At 41.8% G+C, this 21,805-nt stretch carries 14 protein-coding genes and 14 tRNA genes; 11 read left to right on the top strand and 17 right to left on the bottom strand.

Annotation, left to right across the window (positions count from 1 at the left end; all coding sequences use genetic code 11):
- The first annotated feature begins 141 nt into the window (after positions 1-141).
- Positions 142-1,671 (top strand): NADP-dependent phosphogluconate dehydrogenase, encoded by a 1,530-nt coding sequence (gndA, locus tag K8B83_RS17015; protein ID WP_188736639.1) that lies wholly within the window; start codon positions 142-144, stop codon positions 1,669-1,671.
- 88 nt (positions 1,672-1,759) lie between these two features.
- Here gndA and K8B83_RS17010 read toward each other — a convergent pair whose 3' ends face one another.
- Positions 1,760-3,151: an aspartate ammonia-lyase gene (locus K8B83_RS17010; protein ID WP_188736637.1), complete on the bottom strand. Its 1,392-nt coding sequence runs from the start codon at positions 3,149-3,151 to the stop codon at positions 1,760-1,762.
- 246 nt (positions 3,152-3,397) lie between these two features.
- Here K8B83_RS17010 and K8B83_RS17005 point away from each other — a divergent pair, with 246 nt between their 5' ends.
- A complete protein-coding gene (locus K8B83_RS17005) occupies positions 3,398-4,216 on the top strand; it encodes a helix-turn-helix domain-containing protein (protein ID WP_223418406.1) in 819 nt (272 codons plus the stop codon).
- Positions 4,217-4,272: 56 nt separating this feature from the next.
- Here K8B83_RS17005 and K8B83_RS17000 read toward each other — a convergent pair whose 3' ends face one another.
- Positions 4,273-5,166 carry a 1,4-dihydroxy-2-naphthoate polyprenyltransferase gene (locus K8B83_RS17000; protein WP_188736635.1) on the bottom strand — a complete coding sequence of 298 codons (894 nt, stop codon included), beginning with the start codon at positions 5,164-5,166 and terminating at the stop codon, positions 4,273-4,275.
- A 208-nt stretch (positions 5,167-5,374) separates the two neighbouring features.
- Here K8B83_RS17000 and tesB point away from each other — a divergent pair, with 208 nt between their 5' ends.
- The 3 genes from tesB (at position 5,375) to K8B83_RS16985 (ending at position 8,002) form a co-directional block, all read left to right on the top strand.
- A complete protein-coding gene (gene tesB / locus K8B83_RS16995; RefSeq protein WP_188736633.1) occupies positions 5,375-6,238 on the top strand; it encodes an acyl-CoA thioesterase II in 864 nt (287 codons plus the stop codon).
- A 23-nt stretch (positions 6,239-6,261) separates the two neighbouring features.
- Positions 6,262-6,663, top strand: a complete 402-nt coding sequence (locus K8B83_RS16990; protein ID WP_188736631.1) for a YbaY family lipoprotein — start codon at positions 6,262-6,264, stop codon at positions 6,661-6,663.
- Between the two features lie 103 nt (positions 6,664-6,766).
- The gene (locus K8B83_RS16985) at positions 6,767-8,002 is read left to right on the top strand and encodes an MFS transporter (RefSeq protein ID WP_188736629.1); all 1,236 of its coding nucleotides are present in this window, start codon (positions 6,767-6,769) and stop codon (positions 8,000-8,002) included.
- A gap of 19 nt (positions 8,003-8,021) precedes the next feature.
- Here K8B83_RS16985 and K8B83_RS16980 read toward each other — a convergent pair whose 3' ends face one another.
- From K8B83_RS16980 to gltX, 14 genes are all read right to left on the bottom strand, one after another.
- Positions 8,022-9,395, bottom strand: coding sequence for a sigma-54-dependent transcriptional regulator (locus tag K8B83_RS16980; RefSeq protein ID WP_188736627.1), 1,374 nt, complete (start codon positions 9,393-9,395; stop codon positions 8,022-8,024).
- Between the two features lie 2 nt (positions 9,396-9,397).
- Entirely contained in the window at positions 9,398-11,194 is a 1,797-nt protein-coding gene (locus K8B83_RS16975; RefSeq protein WP_188736625.1) for a sensor histidine kinase, read from the bottom strand.
- Between the two features lie 232 nt (positions 11,195-11,426).
- Complete coding sequence (locus K8B83_RS16970) at positions 11,427-12,824, bottom strand: TRAP transporter large permease (protein WP_188736623.1); 1,398 nt, start codon at positions 12,822-12,824, stop codon at positions 11,427-11,429.
- Positions 12,824-13,474 carry a TRAP transporter small permease gene (locus tag K8B83_RS16965; RefSeq protein ID WP_188736621.1) on the bottom strand — a complete coding sequence of 217 codons (651 nt, stop codon included), beginning with the start codon at positions 13,472-13,474 and terminating at the stop codon, positions 12,824-12,826. Before K8B83_RS16965 ends, K8B83_RS16970 begins: the two co-directional genes overlap by 1 nt.
- A 77-nt stretch (positions 13,475-13,551) precedes the next feature.
- The gene (locus K8B83_RS16960; RefSeq protein WP_188736619.1) at positions 13,552-14,571 is read right to left on the bottom strand and encodes a TRAP transporter substrate-binding protein; all 1,020 of its coding nucleotides are present in this window, start codon (positions 14,569-14,571) and stop codon (positions 13,552-13,554) included.
- Positions 14,572-15,007: 436 nt separating this feature from the next.
- Positions 15,008-15,083: transfer RNA gene (locus tag K8B83_RS16955), tRNA-Ala, on the bottom strand.
- 36 nt (positions 15,084-15,119) lie between these two features.
- A tRNA-Glu gene (locus K8B83_RS16950) sits at positions 15,120-15,195 on the bottom strand.
- A 276-nt stretch (positions 15,196-15,471) separates the two neighbouring features.
- Positions 15,472-15,547 (bottom strand) — tRNA-Glu (locus K8B83_RS16945).
- Positions 15,548-15,825: 278 nt separating this feature from the next.
- A tRNA-Glu gene (locus K8B83_RS16940) sits at positions 15,826-15,901 on the bottom strand.
- 276 nt (positions 15,902-16,177) lie between these two features.
- Positions 16,178-16,253: transfer RNA gene (locus K8B83_RS16935), tRNA-Glu, on the bottom strand.
- 108 nt (positions 16,254-16,361) lie between these two features.
- Positions 16,362-16,437, bottom strand: a tRNA-Glu gene (locus tag K8B83_RS16930).
- A gap of 276 nt (positions 16,438-16,713) precedes the next feature.
- Positions 16,714-16,789, bottom strand: a tRNA-Glu gene (locus tag K8B83_RS16925).
- A 265-nt stretch (positions 16,790-17,054) separates the two neighbouring features.
- Positions 17,055-17,130: transfer RNA gene (locus K8B83_RS16920), tRNA-Ala, on the bottom strand.
- 104 nt (positions 17,131-17,234) lie between these two features.
- Positions 17,235-18,644: a glutamate--tRNA ligase gene (gene gltX, locus K8B83_RS16915; protein ID WP_188736617.1), complete on the bottom strand. Its 1,410-nt coding sequence runs from the start codon at positions 18,642-18,644 to the stop codon at positions 17,235-17,237.
- A gap of 388 nt (positions 18,645-19,032) precedes the next feature.
- Here gltX and K8B83_RS16910 point away from each other — a divergent pair.
- The 6 genes from K8B83_RS16910 to K8B83_RS16885 all read left to right on the top strand — a co-directional run bounded on the left by K8B83_RS16910 (position 19,033) and on the right by K8B83_RS16885 (position 19,664).
- Positions 19,033-19,108 (top strand) — tRNA-Val (locus tag K8B83_RS16910).
- Between the two features lie 42 nt (positions 19,109-19,150).
- Positions 19,151-19,226 (top strand) — tRNA-Val (locus K8B83_RS16905).
- A gap of 32 nt (positions 19,227-19,258) precedes the next feature.
- A tRNA-Val gene (locus K8B83_RS16900) sits at positions 19,259-19,334 on the top strand.
- A gap of 40 nt (positions 19,335-19,374) precedes the next feature.
- Positions 19,375-19,450: transfer RNA gene (locus K8B83_RS16895), tRNA-Val, on the top strand.
- A 31-nt stretch (positions 19,451-19,481) separates the two neighbouring features.
- Positions 19,482-19,557, top strand: a tRNA-Val gene (locus K8B83_RS16890).
- 31 nt (positions 19,558-19,588) lie between these two features.
- Positions 19,589-19,664 (top strand) — tRNA-Val (locus K8B83_RS16885).
- A gap of 196 nt (positions 19,665-19,860) precedes the next feature.
- Here K8B83_RS16885 and K8B83_RS16880 read toward each other — a convergent pair.
- The gene (locus K8B83_RS16880) at positions 19,861-21,690 is read right to left on the bottom strand and encodes an ABC transporter ATP-binding protein (protein ID WP_188736615.1); all 1,830 of its coding nucleotides are present in this window, start codon (positions 21,688-21,690) and stop codon (positions 19,861-19,863) included.
- Between the last annotated feature and the right edge of the window lie 115 nt (positions 21,691-21,805).

Below are 21,805 nucleotides of genomic sequence, written 5' to 3'. Positions count from 1 at the left end.
TTCTTCGGCTAGACTTACTTTGTAAAAAACAGCGTTTCCGCGTTTTGTTACTGGTAATTTAGTTACAAGAATCGCTATAATTGCCACCCAAATGGATTCGCATTACGCGATTAATCTCTGTGACCTGTGGAAATATAGACTATGAATAACCACACCCAACAATCTCACGTCGGCGTTATTGGCCTTGGTGTGATGGGCAAGAACCTTGCACTAAACATCGCAGATAACGGCTATCATGTGGCTGTTTTTGATCTCGATACTCAAAAAGTGAACGCTGCAATTTCTCAAGAAGCAAATGAGCGCAAGGCTGGCTTAGCTGACCGTATGCAAGCGTGTAATAATCTTTCAGAAATGCTCGCCAATTTAGTCGAACCTCGTGTGATCGTGTTATCTGTTCCTGCGGGCGCTCCTGTAGATGGTGTATGTAAGTCATTAATTGACGCAGGTATAGAAGCTCAAGATATTGTTATCGACACGGGTAACAGTTTATGGACTGATACTGTAGAGCGTGAAGCTAAGTATAAAGGTCAGTTTACTTTTTTTAGTTCAGCCGTTTCTGGTGGTGAGGTAGGGGCACGCTTTGGGCCTTCATTAATGCCAAGTGGCGACGAAAAAGCATGGCGTTATGTTGAACCAATTTGGAATGCTATAGCGGCTAAAGTGGATCCACAAACCGGTTTACCGATTGAGCGTTTTGAACCGGGCAATCCGGTGACTGAAGGCGAGCCTTGCACAACCTATATTGGTCCTGCGGGCTCTGGCCATTATGTCAAAATGGTCCATAACGGTATTGAATATGCTGACATGCAGCTTATTTGTGAAGCCTATCAGTTGCTTAATGATGGTTTGGGGATGTCTGCCCATGAAATCGGTACCGTATTTAAACAATGGAACAAGGGAATATTAAACAGTTACCTTATGGGGATTAGTGCTGAAGTATTACAGCAAGATGACCCATTAACGGGTAAGCCCCTAGTTGAAATGATTTTAGATAAAGCAGGTCAAAAAGGCACCGGTTTATGGACTGCAGTGAGCAGTTTACAAATTGGTTGCCCGGCGCCAACGATTGCAGAAGCAGTTTACGCACGTGCTGTAAGTACTCAAAAGACGTTGCGAGTGCAGTTAAATTCTAAGCTTGCGGGGCCGGCCCCGGTTGTATTGAGCGAAACCGAAAAAGCGGAGTTTATCGCTAACCTTGAAGATGCATTATATTGCGCCAAAGTGTGTTGTTATGCTCAAGGCTTCCAGCTTATGGCGATGATGGCAAAAGAGCAGAATTGGGCTTTAGATTTTGCTGAGATAGCCAAGATATGGCGAGCGGGATGCATTATCCGCGCTACATTCTTGCAATCGATTACTCAGGCGTATCAAGAAAATGCAACCCTAGCTAATCTATTAATGGCCGATACATTTAGTCAGACTTTGTCGCAAAAACACTTTAGCTGGCGAAAAACTGTTGCTGCATCAGTTATGCAAGGGATCCCTGCGCCTTGTATTAGCTCGGCTATTGCCTATTACGACAGTTATCGCTGTGAGACATTACCGGCTAACTTATTGCAAGGTCAGCGTGACTTTTTCGGTGCTCACACCTTTGAGCGTACTGATAAACCCGCAGGTGAAAAATACCATTTAGACTGGAGCGCCAAACAGCGCACATTATCTAAAGTATAAATCCGCTGTAAGGGTTGTTAACACCAAAACGCTCTCATTGAAATGAGAGCGTTTTTATTGGGATAAATAAGGATGAGTATAAATGTTATTAAGCAATACCCATCATGCTGGTGGGGTTCAATAAGTTATCAAGCTGCTGCTGACTCAGTAGATTTCGAGCTAACACCACTTCACTAATTGTTTTGTTTTCTGCTAGCGCTTGTCTAGCTACTGCACTGGCATTGCTATAACCGAGCACCGGAACCAAAGCTGTCACGACACCAATACTGTTGTCGACATTATCTCGACACCGCTGTTCGTTAGCTTGTATTCCTCTTATGCAGCGCTCATCAAGCATTTTACAAGCTGAGGTTAGCATTTTGATTGAGTTTAATAAGTTGTAGATGATTAGCGGCTCCATCGCATTGAGTTGCAACTGCCCAGCTTCAGCAGCCAGAGTGACCGCAAGATCGCTTGCAATAACCTGATAAGCAGTTTGGTTGACGGCTTCAGGAATTACCGGGTTGACTTTCCCTGGCATAATACTTGAACCTGGCTGTACCGCCGGTAATGATATTTCGGCTAATCCGGTCCTTGGTCCGCTTGATAACAACCTTAAATCATTACTTATTTTACTTAGTTTTACCGCGAGACGTTTTAATATTCCTGAATAATAAACAAAGGCGCCCATGTCGGATGTTGCCGCAATAAGATCGCTTGCTTGAAATAGCGGTTTATTTGAAATGGCAACCAAATGAGCAATGGCCAAATTGGGGTAATCTTTATGGCTGTTGATCCCCGTTCCTATCGCAGTGCCGCCAAGATTGATTTCACAGAGTAATTTACCTGCTTCTTGGAGCCGCGCTCTCTCTTTTCCTAGTACAGTGGCGAATGCTTTAAACTCTTGGCCTAAACTCATTGGCACCGCATCTTGTAACTGAGTTCGGCCCATTTTAATGACATGATTGAATTCTTGTGCTTTGTTATCCAGAGATTGAGTTAATGAAGCAACTGCTAGAATTAAGGCGTCACCGGCAAATTGAATCGCTAGACTGGCAGCCGTTGGGTAAACGTCGTTCGTCGACTGGCAACGATTTACATCGTCATTAGGATGTAAAAATTGATAATCACCTTTAATACGTCCCATTTTAGTTAACGCGATATTAGCGATAACCTCGTTTGCATTCATATTGGTGGAGGTACCAGCTCCTCCTTGAATTGCATCAACCACAAAATCTTGATTATATTGCCCTGACTGAATGTCTTTGCAGGCAGCAATAATCGCTTCAGCTTTATGTTGAGGTAATAACCCCAGCTGTTGGTTAGCTGACGCAGCCGCTTGTTTTACCATTGCTAAGCTAGTAATTAATTCTGGGAAATGCCCGATAGGAATACCAGAAATTGAAAAGTTATCAAGCGCTCGCTGAGTCTGAATACCGTACCAAACCGTATTTGGTAGTTCCATATCACCGATAAGATCATGTTCTGTTCTAGCAAGCATATACTGGCCTATATTGATTGAGATTAATGGTTGTTCGTGGCATTGGTTTGCCAAGCTGTTACGCTAAATTCAACGATATTTAACCAATGTTTTGATTAAGAAGCGATTTGACAAGTTAACTATAAATGGTGCTAGTTGATGCTGTTATGGCATCTTTTTGCGAATGGACTGTGGTTGTGTATCAAGGGCAATAAACTTATGATGCCTCGATGCTTTTTAGCTTGCTCTTAATCCAAGGTGTATTTAATGGCTTTGTCGTCCGATTTCTCTAAAAACTTGCAATTACTCTGTAGTTATTACAAATCAATCGCTGAAGTATGTCGCAGATTGGGGTTTAACCGCGCTCAATTTAATCGGTATTTAAACGGCACACATAAACCGAGTGCCAATACCATGTTAAAAATTTGCGAGTTCTTTGGGGTTGAAGAGTTCGAGATTATGATGCCTCAAAACCAATTTAAGTTATTAATTCAAGTTAGGCCTCAATTACACACTACAGAGAATGTGCGCTTACCTGAAACCACCCACTTTGAAACATTAGCGCGCAGCAGTACTCATGATTTAGACAAATATCTTGGTTATTATTTCGAATACTATTTGTCGATGGCGCACCCAGGTAAATTACTGCGAACATTAGTTTGTTTTACCAAGGTAAATCAAAAAATTTATTACCAACGCACGGAGCGAATAGTCGAACAGTCTCATCGAAAGCCCTATCATGGTGTCTATCTAGGAATGGCGAACTTTTTGGTAGACCGTATTTTTATGGTTGATTATGAGTCATTAACCAAGCATGAGATTTCACAAACTATTTTGTTTCCAACATTTAAGAATCGGATTACTCAGCTCAAAGGTTTGAAAATAGGAGTAAGTGGCAGTGGTGAGCGAATGCCAATTTGTACTCGAGTGGTTTATGAGTATCTAGGTGCATCAATTAATATCACTAAAGCATTTGCCCTTTGTGGTTTATATGATTTAAGTGCAACTGTTATTGATGACTCGATTAAGGCTGCGGTAAAAAATGAGATGGAACCACACGAAGTGCATTTTAGAGCAAGGTATTAATAACTCGTTATGGTACAACCTTGCAGGTAAGTAACCCCACCTACAAGGTTGTCGTATTAACTAAGGGTGATAAATAGTCCGACGCTAAACAAGATGCTGAAAATCATACAAAGCTTTGCAGTTTGTCCAAGGATTGGATTTAACGCCTCACCAGAGTTGTTATGAAACTCTCGGCTTAAATTACGGGCAATGACTAATGACACTCCGGCAAGTAACACGGGTAAGCCATCAAGTGAACCCAATAAAAATCCCGCTATGATGATCCCAAAGGGTAAGTACACCAAACTTTGATATAACACCTTTGCTTGTGATTCACCTATTCGAACCGCAAGGGTATTTTTACCTGCTTTGGTATCGGTTGAAATATCACGAGTGTTGTTAACTAACATGATTGCCGCGTTAAAAAAACCGATAGCACTGCCGAGTAACCAGGCTGTAATTGTGGTGGTGCCTGCTTGCAAATAATAACTTCCGACCACGGCCACTAAGCCAAAAAAAACAAATGCGGCTATTTCGCCTAATCCGTGCGATGCAAGTGGATAAGGCCCGCCACTGTAGCAAAGCGCGCCTAAAATCGAAGCTGCTGCCAAAATTGCTATGGGCCAGCCGCCATGGACGATTAACAGCGAACCCACCACTAATGCTGTGATAAGGCAGCCTATCATGGCATTTCTAACATGGCGTGGTGCTATCAAACCGCTTTGTGTGACTCGCACGGGGCCAATCCGATCTTCAGTATCAATGCCATTTTTAAAATCAAAGTAATCGTTAGCAAGATTGACCGATATTTGTAATAAAATTGCGCATAACATAGAGGTAAAAGCGATCAATAGGCTAAATTGACTTAAGCCTATTGCGAGCATGTTACCGACGAGTAACGGGCCTATGGCGGCAGGTAAGGTGCGTGGGCGAATAGCCATAAGCCATGATTGTATAGAACTAGCTTGCATATTTTTGTCAAAAACAGGGTCGATTAGCCATGGCTAATATCATATCAAAGTTTCAATTTGGGTGCTGATATGAATTTTTGCGTTGTATCACTCTTTTACTAATTGTTTGTGATGATGTTTATTCAACGATTTAACTGCGATTATGCTAGAAAATATCAATGCAACTAAGGTAACCTTAGGTGTTAATTTTTGCTGTATAGAAGGTAGTATGAGTCAGGTATTAAACGATTTGTTGTCATTGTTGTCATTGGAAAAACTTGAGGATGGCTTATTTCGCGGTCAAAGCCAGGACTTAGGATTTGGCCATGTTTTTGGCGGTCAGGTGATGGGGCAAGCGTTAAGTGCAGCAAAACAAACTGTTAGCGAAGACAGGCATGTGCACTCTTTACATTCTTATTTTCTGCGTGCTGGCGATGAAAAACACCCTATTGTGTATGACGTTGAGAACATGCGTGACGGTGGCAGTTTTAGTGCTCGTCGTGTTAAGGCGATACAAAAGGGGCGCCCCATATTTTATATGACCTGTTCGTTTCAAAAACACGAAAACGGTTTTGAGCACCAGGCTTCAATGCCTGACGTACCGGGGCCTGAGGGATTATTAAATCAGCAAGAGTTAGCAATGACCATGCGAGATAAAGTGCCTAAGCAAATGCTGGAAAAGTTTATGGCCGATTCGCCGATTGAAATGCGCCTGGTTAACCCGCTTAATCCACTTGCTCCAGGGACTAATGAACCTAAGCGGTATGTATGGCTGCGAGCCAATGGGCAAGTGCCAAATAATCATAATATTCAAGAATATTTGCTGGCGTATGCTTCTGATTTTAACTTTTTAGTGACTGCGGCTCAGCCTCATGGCGTGTCATATTTAACTCCAGGTATGCGAATGGCGACCATTGATCACGCTATGTGGTTCCATCGCCCATTTAACATGGAAGAATGGCTGCTTTATAGCATTGAAAGCCCTAATGCGGGTGGTGGCCGAGGTTTTGTCAAAGGGCAGTTTTTTAATAGGCAAGGGCAGCTTGTTGCTTCGGCAACCCAGGAAGGCCTGTTAAGAATGACTCACAAATAATAATGACAAGTAAGGATGCTTAAATGTGTAAATTGACGCAATGGTTTAAGTTATGTGTATTTATTTTGATAAGTGTTGTTCTAAGTGCCTGTGTGACTGTTGAACCTCCAAAGCCTGTTGTCGTTAACGGCTATGCTGGATATTTAGAAAAAATAGCGCTTACTAAAGGGTGTAAAATTAATATTTCGATAATTGATTTTAACCGTCCTGGGGTGATTATTTCACAGAAAAATTTTGATGTGGCCAAAACGCCTGTTCCATTTAAGTTTATTTTACCTGCTGAAGTGATCAGTAACGCTGTTGATTATGGTGTAGTTGCTATGATTACTTACCAGGGGAAAGCGATTTTTCAAACCTATGATCGCTATCATGTGATCAATAACGGTAAATACTCTGCCGAAGTATTGATGAAGCGCGTTAAATAACGTTTCAATCAATCTAGTTCACAAACTTATCTACCCGTCATTGATCTTTATGTTTGGCGGGTAATAATCTGTTTTCTTTCCTAATGTGCTGTTTAGGTTACCTATGACAGAGTTAACACCGGTTCATCGCAGTGAAGCTCAATCACGATTGATTTGGGCTTTATGTATTGCTTCTGTAGTGATTTACATTAATTTGTACACTGTGCAAGGAATGCTGCCTTCAATTGCTGAGCATTTTGATGTGTCTGGTGCTAAAGCGACCTTAGTGTTGTCGGTAACCAGTTTTACGCTAGCATTTTCGTTATTATTTTATGCAGTGCTATCTGACAGGGTTGGCCGATTGGCGCCTATTGTTGTTAGTTTATGGCTTTTGGCTGCATCTAATATTTTATTAATGTTTGCTCAAACATTTGATCAGTTGGTTTGGGTTCGTTTGCTTCAAGGTGTGCTGTTAGCTGCAGTACCTGCCATTTCTATGGCGTATTTTAAGGAGCAATTAGCGCCACAATTTATGCTCAAAGCTGCTGCGGTTTACATTATGGCCAACAGTATGGGTGGAATAGCTGGACGAATTTTTGGGGGCCTCATGGCTCAGCATCTATCGTGGCAATCGTCGATGGGGTTGGTGTTTTTAGTGTCGTTAATGGGGGTGGCTTTAGTGACTTATTTGCTGCCACGTAGAGAAATTAAACCCAACGTGATAAAACAAAAAGTATCATTGCTGCGAAAGATAAAACAAGATATTGATGGTTTTATGTTTCATTTGGCTGATAAGCAAATGTGCTTGGCATATTTAATTGGCGGCTTAGCTTTTATGATGATGGTGAATCAATTTAGTTTTATTCAGCTGCATCTTATGGCTGAGCCTTATGAGTTAAGCCGCTTTCAGGCAACCTTGATTTTTTTATGTTACTCAAGTGGCACGTTTGCTTCTTATTTGTCGGCTAAGTGGATTATGCGCTTTGGTTCTATGCCTTTATTTAGAGTGGCTTTGTGCTTAATGGTGTGTGGAACCTTAGTGACGTTAGTTGACACCTTGTTTGCCATTGTTGCAGGCTTTTTGATTAGTGCTTGTGGCTTTTTCTTAACTCATAGTTGCTGTAACTCATTTGTGGCTATGCGAGCTACCCAGCATAGAGCTAAAGCGACATCATTGTATTTGTGTTGTTACTACCTTGGGGCGTCTTTAGGGGGGCCTTATTTGATGTGGTTTTGGCATGACGCACAATGGAATGGGGTGGTGATAGGCTCTATGAGTTTATTGGCATTGTTAATGGTTGCAGTTTGGCGTTTGGGTGTTCACTACGGGAGCACTAAGGTGCTCCCAGTGAAAGGCTGATTGAATAAGTCTGGGAGGGTTAGCTTTCGATAAATTGTTTGCGGTCTAGGTCAAACTTACGCATTTTGTCATATAAGGTTTTTCGGGGTAATTCTAACTGCTCCATAGTTAATTTTATGCTGCCTTTGTTATGACTTAGCGCTTCTTCAATGAGCATTCGCTCAAAAAACTCCACTCTTTGTTGTAATGACATACTTGTATGCATGGTGGTGTGGTTATCTAAATTTCCAGCAAAGGCGGCATCTGCGCCTAGTAAAACATAGCGCTCGGCTAAGTTACGTAATTCGCGAACGTTACCAGGCCAATCATGAGAGGTTAGTACCATGGTTTGTTGAGGTGTTAAGGCAATTAATGCTTTGTGATATCGTGCAGAGGCAATTCGAGCAAAGTGCAAAAAAAGCAGTGGGATGTCTTCTAGACGTTCACGCAGTGGTGGAATTGCAATAGTGACTAAATTTAAACGATAGAGTAAGTCCTGCCTAAATTTTCCTTCTTCACACAGTTGTTGCAAGTTTAATTTTGTGGCGGCGATGACTCTAATATCTAAATTGATAGGTGTATTAGAGCCTAGGCGTTCCACTTTTCGGTCTTCTAGTACTCGTAATAATTTAACTTGTAAAGACATTGGTGTGCTTTCTATTTCATCTAGAAAAAGCGTGCCACCATTTGCATATTCAAATTTGCCTATGCGTCGTTTATCAATACCGGTAAATGCGCCCGATTCTGCACCAAACAATTCACTTTCGATTAAATTCTCGGGAATAGCACCACAGTTAATCGCGACAAAATTGGCTTTGTTACGGTAGCTATGATCATGTAGGTAACGAGCGACTAGCTCTTTGCCTGCCCCTGTTTCTCCTTCGATCATGATGTCGGCTGGCGTGTCGAGTACTTGATCAATGAGGTGGCGCATTTTCATTACACCAGGGCTGCTACCTAAAATACGAGGGCCAGGAGCTATGTGTGATTCTAGCTCACGTTTTAGTTTACGGTTTTCTAATGTGAGTGATCGCTTTTCTAGTGCGCGTTTGGTCACGTCGAGAATGTGTTCGTTGTTAAAGGGTTTTTCAATGAAGTCATACGCCCCTTTTTTTAGCGCATCAACGGCCATGGCAATATCACCAAAGCCAGTAAGGAGTACCACTGGTAAATCATTATCTTGTTGTTTTAATTGTTGCAGTAGACTAAGGCCGTCAAGCTGCGGCATATTGACATCTGAAATAATGATGCCACCCCAATTGGGTGTAATGTGGCGGGCAATGGTTTGTGGATCTGTTATGGCAAGTGCACTGATATTTTCAAGTTTAAACAACTGTTGTAATACGGTACCGATGTGGGGTTCATCATCAACAATGACCACTTGGTAATCATTGATGTTTTGTATTTGGGTCACGTTTACATTTCCTCGCGTAGGTAGAGCGGCAAAATAATATGAAAAATAGCGCCGCCTTGTTGTGCATTTTCGATTGTAATTGAGCCTTGCATCGATTCAATTATGCGTTGAGATATTGATAATCCTAGCCCTAATCCTTGGCGTTCGCTGGTGGTGTAGTAGGGTTCAAATATTTTACTCATTTGGCTCTCCCTTACTCCTGGGCCGCTATCTTGAATGCTGATGTTGACTTTGTTATCGCAATACACAGCAATGTGTAATTGTTTGTTTTTTGACAGTTGCATGGCAACAATTGCATTACTGATTAAGTTAACTAGTACTTGTTGTAATCTAACGCTGTCGCCCCATATTTGGCATTTTCCTTTTAATAATGCAAGAGACAATTTAACCCCTTGCTTATCTAGCTCTGGTTGCACAATAGTAATAGCTTGCTCAATTGATTGGTTGATCTCTGTGGCATTGTCCTTACCTTGCGACTTGCGAGTAAAGCTTTTAAATTGGCCAATAATATCGGCTAATCTGTCTGTCAGTTCTATCATGGTTTTGATATTACTGCTGGCTTCATCAATCATGTTACGGCCAATAAACGTTTGAGTGTTTTGAGCGTAACTCCTTAATGCTGCCAATGGCTGATTTAACTCATGGTTAATACTGGCCGATAGGCTGCCGATTACAGTCAGTTTTGCCGCTTGGATGAGCTCATCTTGGGTATCTTTTAATTGATTGTTGGCTTGTTCTAATTCTATCGTGCGCTCTTTTACACGCAGTTCGAGTTGGTTTTGTGCGTGCCGCATTCTGAGTAAGTTTTTTCTTCGTTCAATGCTGTACACAATAAATAAAGCAAATAGCATGTATAAGGTTGCACTTAGCAGCATTATTGGGGGTAATGATTCGTAAAGAGGTTTCATTGGTGCCAGAACATGAACATGCCAATTGGCGTTGGGCATCAATTGATGACGCTCTAGGTATTTTTCATTTTCTTCAAAAGAGGCGATTTGATAAACCTGTGTTGTGTTGGATGCCCCCAATGCGAATTTAGGCGCAAAATGTAATTCGCCAATTGGCCGATTGGCATATCGCTTTGAAGAATTTAATGCGAAACGTTTAGCTTGTGATAATGGCGTTAATGAATTAAAGCGCCATCCACTAACACTAGACAAGAAGACAATGTTATCAGGGTCGCTGATCATAAATTCGTACTGGCTGGCTAAGGCTATGCCACTCCCTTGCTGCTCTACAAGACCAATATCAACTTTGACGACGATGACTCCTAGGACTAAGCCTTTATGATAAACCGGATTGGCAAAGTAAAAACCGCGCTTGTTTGATGATGTGCCTACTGCATAGTAACGTCCTGATTTTCCGGATATGGCTTCAATAAAATAAGGGCGAAAAGAATAGTCATGATTGACAAAAGAGTTGGGTTTGTCCCAATTGCTTGCTGCAATGGCAACGCCTAATGCATCTGTGAGATATATATCAGAGGATTCTGTAACTTGTTGTAGCTCTGACAAGTATGCATTCAGCTTTTGGATAGTGTTAGGGTTTTGCTGATCAAGCAAGCCCTGTTCTAAGATTGGGTTTTTGGCCAACACTGCGGGTATATTTTCGTAATGGGCGAGGGCGTTATCAATAAAGAGAACTAATTCATTAATTTGTTTTTCTGATTGTTGAGCAATTCTTTTTGTACCTTGATCAAGTAAATACCAGTGTGTCGCCTTGAGTGTTAGCAATAACCCGATAAGCAGTAATATGCCTATTAGTACTTTACGTTTTTTAATCGTTGTAAATGAAAGCATGCAAAATACCGTGAGTAATGAAGGTTAATATTTTGGTCGGTTAATCGCGAAAGAAGGTTTACTGAATAGTGGAAGTATAACCAATGTCGTGTTTATTGCTGTAAACCATTTTACATGACTCAGATGAAACGCAATAGTATGACGTCATAGGAACTTGAGCCGTTGGTGTGTTTTTGGTTAAGGTATAGCGCGAGCCTTAATTTAATAAGGCTCGCTTAATAAATGATAAAAGCTAATAGCCGTTTAATTTGTCGATATACTCAGGCAAAAATAGTGATATTTGCGGGATGTAAGTGATTAATATTAAAAAGCCAAGTAATAGTACTAACCAAGGTAAGCAAGACTGTATTACCCACCCCATGCTTTTTCCTGTTATGCCCGCGGTGACAAACAAATTGAGCCCCACAGGCGGTGTCAGCATGCCAATTTCCATGTTAACAACCATGATGATCCCTAAATGAATTGGATCAATACCTAACTGAGTTGCAATGGGGAACAAAATTGGAGCCATAATCAATAAGATTGCTGACGGTTCCATAAAGTTACCCGCCGCTAACAGCAATAAATTGACAATAATTAAAAAGCCCCAAGCTGGTAAACCCAGCCCCACAATTGCTTCAGCGATGATGTGAGGAATTCGCTCTGTTGTTAGTACATGAGCAAATAGCATGGCATTAGCAATAATAAACAACAGCATAATACTGACTTTTGCCCCATCACGTACCACATGACGTATTTCTTTGTCTGTAGGTGTTTTAATCACAGCGAGTAACATGAATCCGATATTGCGCAGAGCTGCTACAACGAGCGATTCTTGGTTATTTCGCCAGGCAACATTTTTTAGTGGTCCAATATCACGATATCCAAACACAGCAATAAAATAGGCATACACACAAGCTACCGCAGCGGCTTCTGTTGGGCTGGCAACACCACCGTAGATAGAGCCGAGCACAATAAGAATGAGTGCTAATCCACCCATTGCCTTAGCACTTGATATTGTGAGTGCTTTTACACCTGGAAATGGACGTGAGGGGAGTTTTTTAATTCGAGCGACAATATAGATGGCGATCATTAAAATACAGCCCATCATTAATCCTGGAATTAAGCCTGCCATAAACATTCTGGCCGCCGACACTTCGGTTGCCGCCGCATACACCAGCATCACAATGGATGGCGGAATTAAAATACCAAGTGTGCCCGAGGTTGTGATAACTCCCGCTGCAAATTTCTCTGGGTATCCAGCGCGAACCATACCTACGATGACAATTGAGCCAATGGCGGCAACAGTTGCGGGTGAAGAGCCTGATACCGCAGCAAATAACATACAGGCCATGACTGACGCCATTGCTAGACCGCCACGAATATGCCCGACACTGTCCATTGCAAAGTCGATGATCCGCCTTGCGACGCCACCGGTTGATAAAAACGCTGAAGATAAAATAAAAAATGGTATCGCAAGTAAGGTGTAATGTTCTGAGGTTGATTCGTAAAGTTTTAAAGCGATTGAAGCAAGCGAGTCATTTGAGTAAAGCAAGATAGTGAGCATGCTTGAAAAGCCTAATGCAATTGCAATAGGCATACCTACCATCATACAAATAAGCAGGGTGATAAATAATGTAGCGATAGTCATTATTTTGCGTCCTTATCAGTTTGTTCTTGTTGTTCTGGAGCTGATTTGGCGGCTTCATCTATCAGGTGCATACTGTCTTTTGCTTCATCGGCTAGCTGAAAACCGACAGCTTGATTTCGTAAAATGGCAATAAATAACTCAATGAAACGCCAGGTTAACATTGAGAAACCAATCAATAAGATACTTTGAGACAACCAGATTGGTACCGCGCCATCTTCAACATCGATGCGTAATGTTTCCCATGCATAGTCTGGGTCTAACTGATGGATAAACCATGCTGGAAAATCAATATCTTCCATTGGAATACCAATTTGGTACATTTGTGTTAAGTAATCCCACGAACCTTTCAAAAACATTGCACAATATATAACGCAACATAAGCAAGCAAATATCGCTACCATCTTTTGTGGTTTACCAGAAAGTTTAGATACAAATGCGTCGACGCCAATATGTGCACCGACTTTGACACCATAAGACATACCAAAAAGAACAAACCAGCCGCACAAGGTTAATGTCAGTTCTTGTATCCATAAAAAGCCAGTATTAAAAAAGAAACGGGCAATGACTTCACCAAATACAAGTAGGGTCATCAATGTGATGAGAAGGTTAAGAAAACCTTCTTCGAAATAACCAAATAATCTTGATATCACAGTTATACTCCTTGAATAAAATAAGGATGGTGTGGTGCTGATGGTAATAAGTTTCAGCACCACATTAAGTGTTAAGATTATTTTGTGTTTGCAGCTTGTGCGGCATCGATCATGTCTTTGCCAATTTGATCTTCAAATTTCGCCCAAACCGGTTTCATTGCATTAACCCATTGTTGACGGTCTTCTGGTGACAAGGTCACTAACTCAGAGCGTTTTGAGTCTAAAATAGCTTGTTTATCTTCATTGTCTTTTTCGGCAGCAATTTTATTGCCAAGGGCGATGGCTTCATCAAGAGATGATTTAAATACCGCGCGTTTGTCGGCTGGCAAGCCTTTCCAGAAAGTATTTGATGTCACAACCATGTAATCTAATACGCCATGGTTACTTTCAGTGATGTGGCTTTGCACCTCGTAGAACTTCATAGAATAAGTGTTCGACCAGGTGTTCTCTTGACCATCAATGGCGCGGGTTTGTAATAACGTAAAAACTTCTGAGAATGGCTTTTTAACAGGGATAGCGCCTACAGCATCAAATTGTGCCGCGATAACGTCTGATGCCATAATGCGGAATTTTTTGCCATTTGCATCTTTTGGTAACATCAGTGGGTTGTTAGCTGAAAATTGTTTCATGCCGTTATGAAGATACCCTAAGCCCACCACACCTTTTCGGTTCATTGAGTTAAGAAGTTTTTGGCCTGAATCTGATTGTTGAAAACGATCGACCGCAGCCATATCTTCGAATAAAAAAGGTAAGTCAAAAATTTGTAGTTTTTTTGTATAGCGTTCAAATTTAGATAGGGAAGGCGCCACAAATTGCACGTCGTTTAATAGCAATGCCGCTAATTCATTGTTGTCACCAAATAATTGCGAGTTAGGAAATACGTTAACGACGTACTCGCCAGGTAAACGCTGCTCAATTAATTCTTTAAACTTGAGCGCCATTTGGCCTTTAGGAGTATTTTCGGCCACAACATGTGAAAATTTAATTTCCACAGGTTCAGCAAATACATTAAAGCTTGCTGCCAAAATTGAAGCGATGGTGGCCAGTTTAGCGATTGACTTTAATGGTTGGGTAAAGGTACTTGTCGATTTTTTCATGAGGTTTAGCTTCCTTTTTTTAGTGTTATATATTCCTCACGGTGGTGACCCGTTCCAGAACAAGCCAACCATAAACGCATTATGAGGATAGATAAAACATAGCAAGCATTAGGCCATAGTGTTAATTTTTTGTAACATTATGATAGTTATTAACTTTAATTTAAGTACTGATATGTAGATACTGTGGTTTGTGTGGGATGTCACACAAAATAAATCTACCTATGGGTGGAATGTCACACATTTATTGTTGGCGTTATGGCGCTCTCGTTTTCTGTATATATGGTGTTTGATACGTGAGCCGTGCGAAATGTTGCTGGTGTTGAGTCGAAATTGAGATGATATCGCGTAATATCATTTTCTAATAGGCACAAAAAAACCACCGTGAGGTGGTTTTTTTGTTTCGAATACATATCAATATGTACGAATACCAATTTAATGGTGGAGCTACACGGGATCGAACCGTGGACCTCTTCACTGCCAGCGAAGCGCTCTCCCAGCTGAGCTATAGCCCCAAATTCTAGCTAATAAAAACTAAAACTTGAATAATATGGTATCCCATAGGGGATTCGAACCCCTGTTACCGCCGTGAAAGGGCGGTGTCCTAGGCCTCTAGACGAATGGGACACAGTTGATACGTTATACTCTGTATCGAGTGAATACTCACTAATGTCTGTAGGCTAAACATTGGTGCTAATTGCTACAAAATAACAAGGATTCGAACCCCTGTTACCGCCGACTCTTTATAAACCAAAGTGGGCGATGTCCTAAGCTCTATTTCTAGACGAATGGGACACAGTTGATACGTTATACTCTGTATCGAGTGAATACTCACTAATGTCTGTAGGCTAAACATTGGTGCTATCGAATCGTTAACTTTACAGTCAACCACTCAAGAAAAAGTGGTATCCCATAGGGGATTCGAACCCCTGTTACCGCCGTGAAAGGGCGGTGTCCTAGGCCTCTAGACGAATGGGACGCCGGTCTTACGTTTAGACTCCGTAAGGGAGTGAATACTCATCAATGCCTGTAGGCTAAACATTGGTGCTAATTGCTACAAAACAACAAGGATTCGAACCCCTGTTACCGCCGACTCTTTATAAACCAAAGTGGGCGATGTCCTAAGCTCTATTTCTAGACGAATGGGACACAGTTGATACGTTATACTCTGTATCGAGTGAATACTCATCAATGCCTGTAGGCTAAACATTAATGCTATCGAATCGTTAACTTTACAGTCAACCACTCAAGAAAAAGTGGTATCCCATAGGGGATTCGAACCCCTGTTACCGCCGTGAAAGGGCGGTGTCCTAGGCCTCTAGACGAATGGGACACAGTTGATACGTTATACTCTGTATCGAGTGAATACTCACTAATGTCTGTAGGCTAAACATTGGTGCTAATTGCTACAAAATAACAAGGATTCGAACCCCTGTTACCGCCGACTCTTTATAAATAAAAGTGGGCGATGTCCTAAGCTCTATTTCTAGACGAATGGGACACAGTTGATACGTTATACTCTGTATCGAGTGAATACTCATCAATGCCTGTAGGCTAAACATTGGTGCTATCAAATCGTTAACTTTACAGTCAACCACTCAAGAAAAAGTGGTATCCCATAGGGGATTCGAACCCCTGTTACCGCCGTGAAAGGGCGGTGTCCTAGGCCTCTAGACGAATGGGACACAGTTGATACGTTATACTCTGTATCGAGTGAATACTCACTAATGTCTGTAGGCTAAACATTGGTGCTATCGAATCGTTAACTTTACAGTCAACCACTCAAGAAAAAGTGGTATCCCATAGGGGATTCGAACCCCTGTTACCGCCGTGAAAGGGCGGTGTCCTAGGCCTCTAGACGAATGGGACACAGTTGATACGTTATACTCTGTATCGAGTGAATACTCACTAATGTCTGTAGGCTAAACATTGGTGCTAATTGCTACAAAATAACAAGGATTCGAACCCCTGTTAACGCCGACTCTTTATAAACCAAAGTGGGCGGTGTCCTAAGGTCTATTTCTAGACGAATGGGACACAGTTGATACGTTATACTCTGTATCGAGTGAATACTCACTAATGTCTGTAGGCTAAACATTGGTGCTATCGAATCGTTAACTTTACAGTCAACCACTCAAGAAAAAGTGGTATCCCATAGGGGATTCGAACCCCTGTTACCGCCGTGAAAGGGCGGTGTCCTAGGCCTCTAGACGAATGGGACACGGTTGATACGTTATACTCTGTATCGAGTGAATACTCACTAATGTCTGTAGGCTAAACATTGGTGCTAATTGCTACAAAATAACAAGGATTCGACCCCCTGTTAACGCCGACTCTTTATAAACCAAAGTGGGCGATGTCCTAAGCTCTATTTCTAGACGAATGGGACACAGTTGATACGTTATACTCTGTATCGAGTGAATACTCATCAATGTCTGTAGGCTAAACATTGGTGCTAAATATCTAATTAAAGATAGTTAAGTAAGTGGTGGAGCTACACGGGATCGAACCGTGGACCTCTTCACTGCCAGCGAAGCGCTCTCCCAGCTGAGCTATAACCCCTTTCTTACTTAATGCTTTTGGATATGCAACCAGAATTAACTGATGCCATGTCTCAACTGCGAGGCGCATTCTATGCAGCATACCCAAAAGTGTCAACTCGTTTTTTAGGAATTTATTCTATCTGCTACAAAATCAATCGCTTTGGATATTCTTTGTGCAGATCTTTCTTTTCCGATTAGGAATAAGGTTAAATCTAATGCAGGAGACTGACCTGCACCAGTAACCGCGACGCGTAAAGGCATACCGACTTTACCCATACCTACATCAAGTTCAGTTGCCGTAGCCTCGATCACTTGGTGAATGCCTTCAACACTCCAGTCATTCAGCTCAGCTAATTTCTGATTGAACAGTGTTAATGGCTCTAATGCGACACCACGAAGGTGTTTTTTCGCTTGATCTTCATCAAACTGATCAAAGTCTTCATAGAAGTAACGACTAGAAGCGGCTAACTCTTTTAAAGTTTTAGCGCGTTCAGATAATGCAGTGACGATATCAGCAAGAGCAGGGCCATTGCTGGTATCAATTTTTTGATCATCCATATGCCACTGTAAGTGTGATGCAACATAAACTGGATCAAGTGATTTAATATAGTGTTGGTTCAACCAAACTAGCTTATCAGTATTAAATGCAGAAGCGGCTTTGTTAATATCATCTAATTTGAACAGTGTTTTTAACTCTTCCATTGAAAACACTTCTTGATCGCCATGTGACCAACCTAAACGCACAAGATAGTTTAGTAGTGCTTCTGGTAAATAACCGTCATCACGGTATTGCATTACCCCAACAGCACCATGGCGTTTAGATAATTTGGCACCATCATCACCTAAAATCATCGATACATGAGCGTATTCAGGAATTGGCGCGCCTAATGCTTTAAGAATATTGATTTGGCGTGGCGTGTTGTTGATATGATCTTCGCCACGTACAACACAAGTAATCCCCATATCCCAGTCATCAACAACCACACAGAAATTATAGGTTGGCACACCATCGGTACGCTTAATGATTAAATCGTCAAGCATATCATTTGAAATTTCGATACGGCCGCGGACGTGATCGTCAAATACTACACTGCCTTCGATAGGATTTTTGAAACGAACAACAAAAGGTTCGTCAGTATCGCGTGGCGCCAAGTTACGACAGCAGCCATCATACTTTTGTTGTAAACCCTGCGCCGCTTGTTCTTCACGCATGCTTTCTATGCGCTCACGTGAGCAATAACATTTATATGCAGTACCATTATTCAGCATTTGCTCAATGATTTCATTGTAACGATCAAAGCGTTTTGTTTGGTAATACGGGCCTTCGTCCCAGGTTAGTCCTAACCAGTTCATACCATCAAGAATGGCATCGCACGCTTCTTGAGTTGAGCGTTCAATGTCGGTGTCTTCAATGCGAAGCACAAACTCACCATTGTTAGCACGAGCGTGTAACCATGAATAAAGTGCAGTACGGGCACCACCTACATGAAGAAAACCAGTTGGACTTGGAGCAAAACGCGTCTTAGTAGTCATAATCGGACACTAACCTATTTATAAACGTCTAAATTAAAGACAAACAAAAAAATGTGGCGCTATTCTAACAGCCAAACTCGGTAGTTGAAATGGTGCGCACTCAAACCTGAGACAGATTTTATTTTTTCTGTGCGGATAAACGTCAAAAATGACTTGTTGTAAGTTTCACTGCGATTAAAACATTGTGATGTACAGTGAGGCGTAATAATGTCAGCAAATATTGTGTAAACGATGAAACTGAACTGGTTTTTATTTTGATTATGATTAGGTCAATCTGTTGATTAACAAAGCGTCAAAGCGAACAATTTTAGGCCGACTAGCATTTTTTTAATTAAAAAGCGTTGACAGGTTTTACTTGCCCCCTATAATACGGCCCCACACAGCATGAGGTCGCTTAGCTCAGCTGGGAGAGCACCTCCCTTACAAGGAGGGGGTCACTGGTTCGAGCCCAGTAGCGACCACCATATCTTCACTGATGAAGATATTCTTATGTTGATTACATCCCAGGTCGCTTAGCTCAGCTGGGAGAGCACCTCCCTTACAAGGAGGGGGTCACTGGTTCGAGCCCAGTAGCGACCACCATGTAATCTGATAAAATGATGTGTAGAGTCCCAGGTCGCTTAGCTCAGCTGGGAGAGCACCTCCCTTACAAGGAGGGGGTCACTGGTTCGAGCCCAGTAGCGACCACCATTTCTCATAAATGTATTGGACTCAATAGTAAAATATCCCAGGTCGCTTAGCTCAGCTGGGAGAGCACCTCCCTTACAAGGAGGGGGTCACTGGTTCGAGCCCAGTAGCGACCACCATATTTTACTGCTTTATAGATTGATATTCCCAGGTCGCTTAGCTCAGCTGGGAGAGCACCTCCCTTACAAGGAGGGGGTCACTGGTTCGAGCCCAGTAGCGACCACCATATCAACTTAATCTATCTGCGTTATATCCCAGGTCGCTTAGCTCAGCTGGGAGAGCACCTCCCTTACAAGGAGGGGGTCACTGGTTCGAGCCCAGTAGCGACCACCATATTCCTCGTTATATTATCTAATTTAATCCAACTGCAATCTTTCTTAGGCAACTGCAATCTTATTTGATTACTCAATTTTATTTAGAATGCTCTAATGTTTCTTCTTGCAATCTCACTTTTTAACTTTCTTGATGTTCGGCCATAAAAAAGCCACTCAAATTGAATGGCTTCTATTAAAATCTGTAAATTACGGCATCAATCCAGCCCTAAAAAACCACCGGTTTGATGAGCCCAAAGCTGTGAGTAAATGCCATTGGCTTTAATCAACTCCTGATGAGTGCCTTGTTCTACAATTTTGCCTTGGTCTAATACAATTAAGCGATCCATTGCTGCAATCGTTGAGAGTCGATGCGCAATGGCAATAACCGTTTTACCTTCCATTAGTTGGTATAAAGACTCTTGAATTGCCGCCTCTACTTCAGAGTCGAGTGCTGATGTGGCTTCATCGAGCAGTAATATCGGCGCGTTTTTAAGTAACACTCTGGCAATTGCGATACGTTGACGCTGACCACCAGACAGCTTAACACCACGCTCGCCGACCTGTGCATCTAAGCCCTTATTACCAAAGGGATCGGTAAGCGTATCGATAAAATCAAATGCCTGCGCTTGAGTGATAGCTGCCATTAAGCGTTCTTTACTAGCGTGTGGGTCGCCATAGAGAATATTTTCGCGAATAGAGCGGTGCAATAGCGAAGTGTCTTGAGTGACCATGCCGATATTGGCGCGCAGAGAGTCTTGGGTGACATCGGTTAGGGGTTGATCATCAATAATAATTTGCCCTTGTTCAACATCATGAAAACGCATTAGTAAATTAACTAATGTTGATTTGCCTGCGCCTGAGCGGCCGACTAAACCCACTTTTTCTCCAGGCTTAATGTGCAGATCTAATGAATCAATAACGCCTTTTTTCTCACCGTAATGAAAACTCACTTGGTTAAAGTCAATTTTACCTTGATCAATCACAATATCTTTGGCGTCTGGTTTATCTTCAATTGCAATAGGTTTTGATAAGGTATTCATCCCGTCGGTAACGGTACCAATGTTTTCAAATAATGAGCTAATTTCCCACATTATCCATTGAGACATACCGTTTAAACGCAGTGCTAAACTCACGGCAATGGCAATAGCGCCAACGGTAATCGCGTTATCTGCCCAAAGCCAAATTGATACAGCAGCAATAGTGAATGCCAATAGATAATTAATGATTTGCACGGCAACGTTAATCACGGTCACTAAACGCATCTGGCCGTAAACTGTGTCTAAAAATAAACTCATACTGTCGCGTGCATAATCTGCTTCTTGCTTAGTGTGAGAGAATAATTTCACGGTAGAAATATTGGTATAACTGTCGACAATTCGGCCTGTCATGCTCGAGCGGGCGTCCGCTTGTTTAGCTGAAATGGCTTTTAATTTAGGCACTAACTTCCACTGGATAGCAACGTAGGCGATAAGCCAAACTAGCATGGGTAACATTAGCCTTACGTCTGCGCTGGCAATCATTACTAGCATTGAGGTGAAGTAAATTAAGATGTACATCAATACATCTAATAGCTTCATGACCGTTTCACGCACGGCTAATGAGGTTTGCATCACTTTTGTGGCAACTCGTCCTGCAAAGTCATCTTGATAAAAACTAATACTTTGCTTAAGCAGATAGCGATGCGCTTGCCAGCGAATGGCCATGGGATAATTTCCCAATAATGTTTGATGCACGATCGAAGCATGCAACCAAACAATAAACGGGATCACAACTAACACAATCACCGACATGCCAATAAGGGTAACGTGTTCGTCTTGCCATAAAGTTTGTGGATTTTTAGTGACTAACCAATCGACTAACTTACCCATAAAGCCAAATAGTGACACCTCTAATATCGCCAACGTAGCCGTTAATATCGACATTACAATTAAAGGTTTGCCAAAGCCGCGAGTATAATGACGACAAAATGCGTACAAGGTTTTAGGTGGTTGCGTCGGCTCTTCTGGCGGTAAGGGTTGGGTTAAGGATTCAAAAAATTTAAACATCTAATACTCTAACATCAATAGTGAGATTTCTGCTTACTAGGATAACGTATATACGTCAAATGTAATGCGTTAAATTGTTACTATTAATCTGCTGGTGGGCTCATCACGATTCAGT

It is taken from the genome of Shewanella inventionis (assembly GCF_019931735.1).
Lineage (GTDB): Bacteria > Pseudomonadota > Gammaproteobacteria > Enterobacterales > Shewanellaceae > Shewanella > Shewanella inventionis.
Note: the sequence above shows the minus strand (reverse complement) of the source record. Positions and strands in the feature narration are given on the sequence as shown.

Bases quoted from the DNA above. Each gene is read 5' to 3' on its own strand.
- K8B83_RS16880 (WP_188736615.1), bottom strand. From the start codon at position 21,690: ATGTTTAAATTTTTTGAATCCTTAACCCAACCCTTACCGCCAGAAGAG.
- K8B83_RS17005 (WP_223418406.1), top strand. From the start codon at position 3,398: ATGGCTTTGTCGTCCGATTTCTCTAAAAACTTGCAATTACTCTGTAGT.
- K8B83_RS16990 (WP_188736631.1), top strand. From the start codon at position 6,262: ATGTGTAAATTGACGCAATGGTTTAAGTTATGTGTATTTATTTTGATA.
- tesB (WP_188736633.1), top strand. From the start codon at position 5,375: ATGAGTCAGGTATTAAACGATTTGTTGTCATTGTTGTCATTGGAAAAA.
- gltX (WP_188736617.1), bottom strand. From the start codon at position 18,644: ATGACTACTAAGACGCGTTTTGCTCCAAGTCCAACTGGTTTTCTTCAT.
- K8B83_RS17000 (WP_188736635.1), bottom strand. From the start codon at position 5,166: ATGCAAGCTAGTTCTATACAATCATGGCTTATGGCTATTCGCCCACGC.
- K8B83_RS16975 (WP_188736625.1), bottom strand. From the start codon at position 11,194: ATGCTTTCATTTACAACGATTAAAAAACGTAAAGTACTAATAGGCATA.
- K8B83_RS17010 (WP_188736637.1), bottom strand. From the start codon at position 3,151: ATGCTTGCTAGAACAGAACATGATCTTATCGGTGATATGGAACTACCA.
- gndA (WP_188736639.1), top strand. From the start codon at position 142: ATGAATAACCACACCCAACAATCTCACGTCGGCGTTATTGGCCTTGGT.
- K8B83_RS16970 (WP_188736623.1), bottom strand. From the start codon at position 12,824: ATGACTATCGCTACATTATTTATCACCCTGCTTATTTGTATGATGGTA.
- K8B83_RS16985 (WP_188736629.1), top strand. From the start codon at position 6,767: ATGACAGAGTTAACACCGGTTCATCGCAGTGAAGCTCAATCACGATTG.
- K8B83_RS16960 (WP_188736619.1), bottom strand. From the start codon at position 14,571: ATGAAAAAATCGACAAGTACCTTTACCCAACCATTAAAGTCAATCGCT.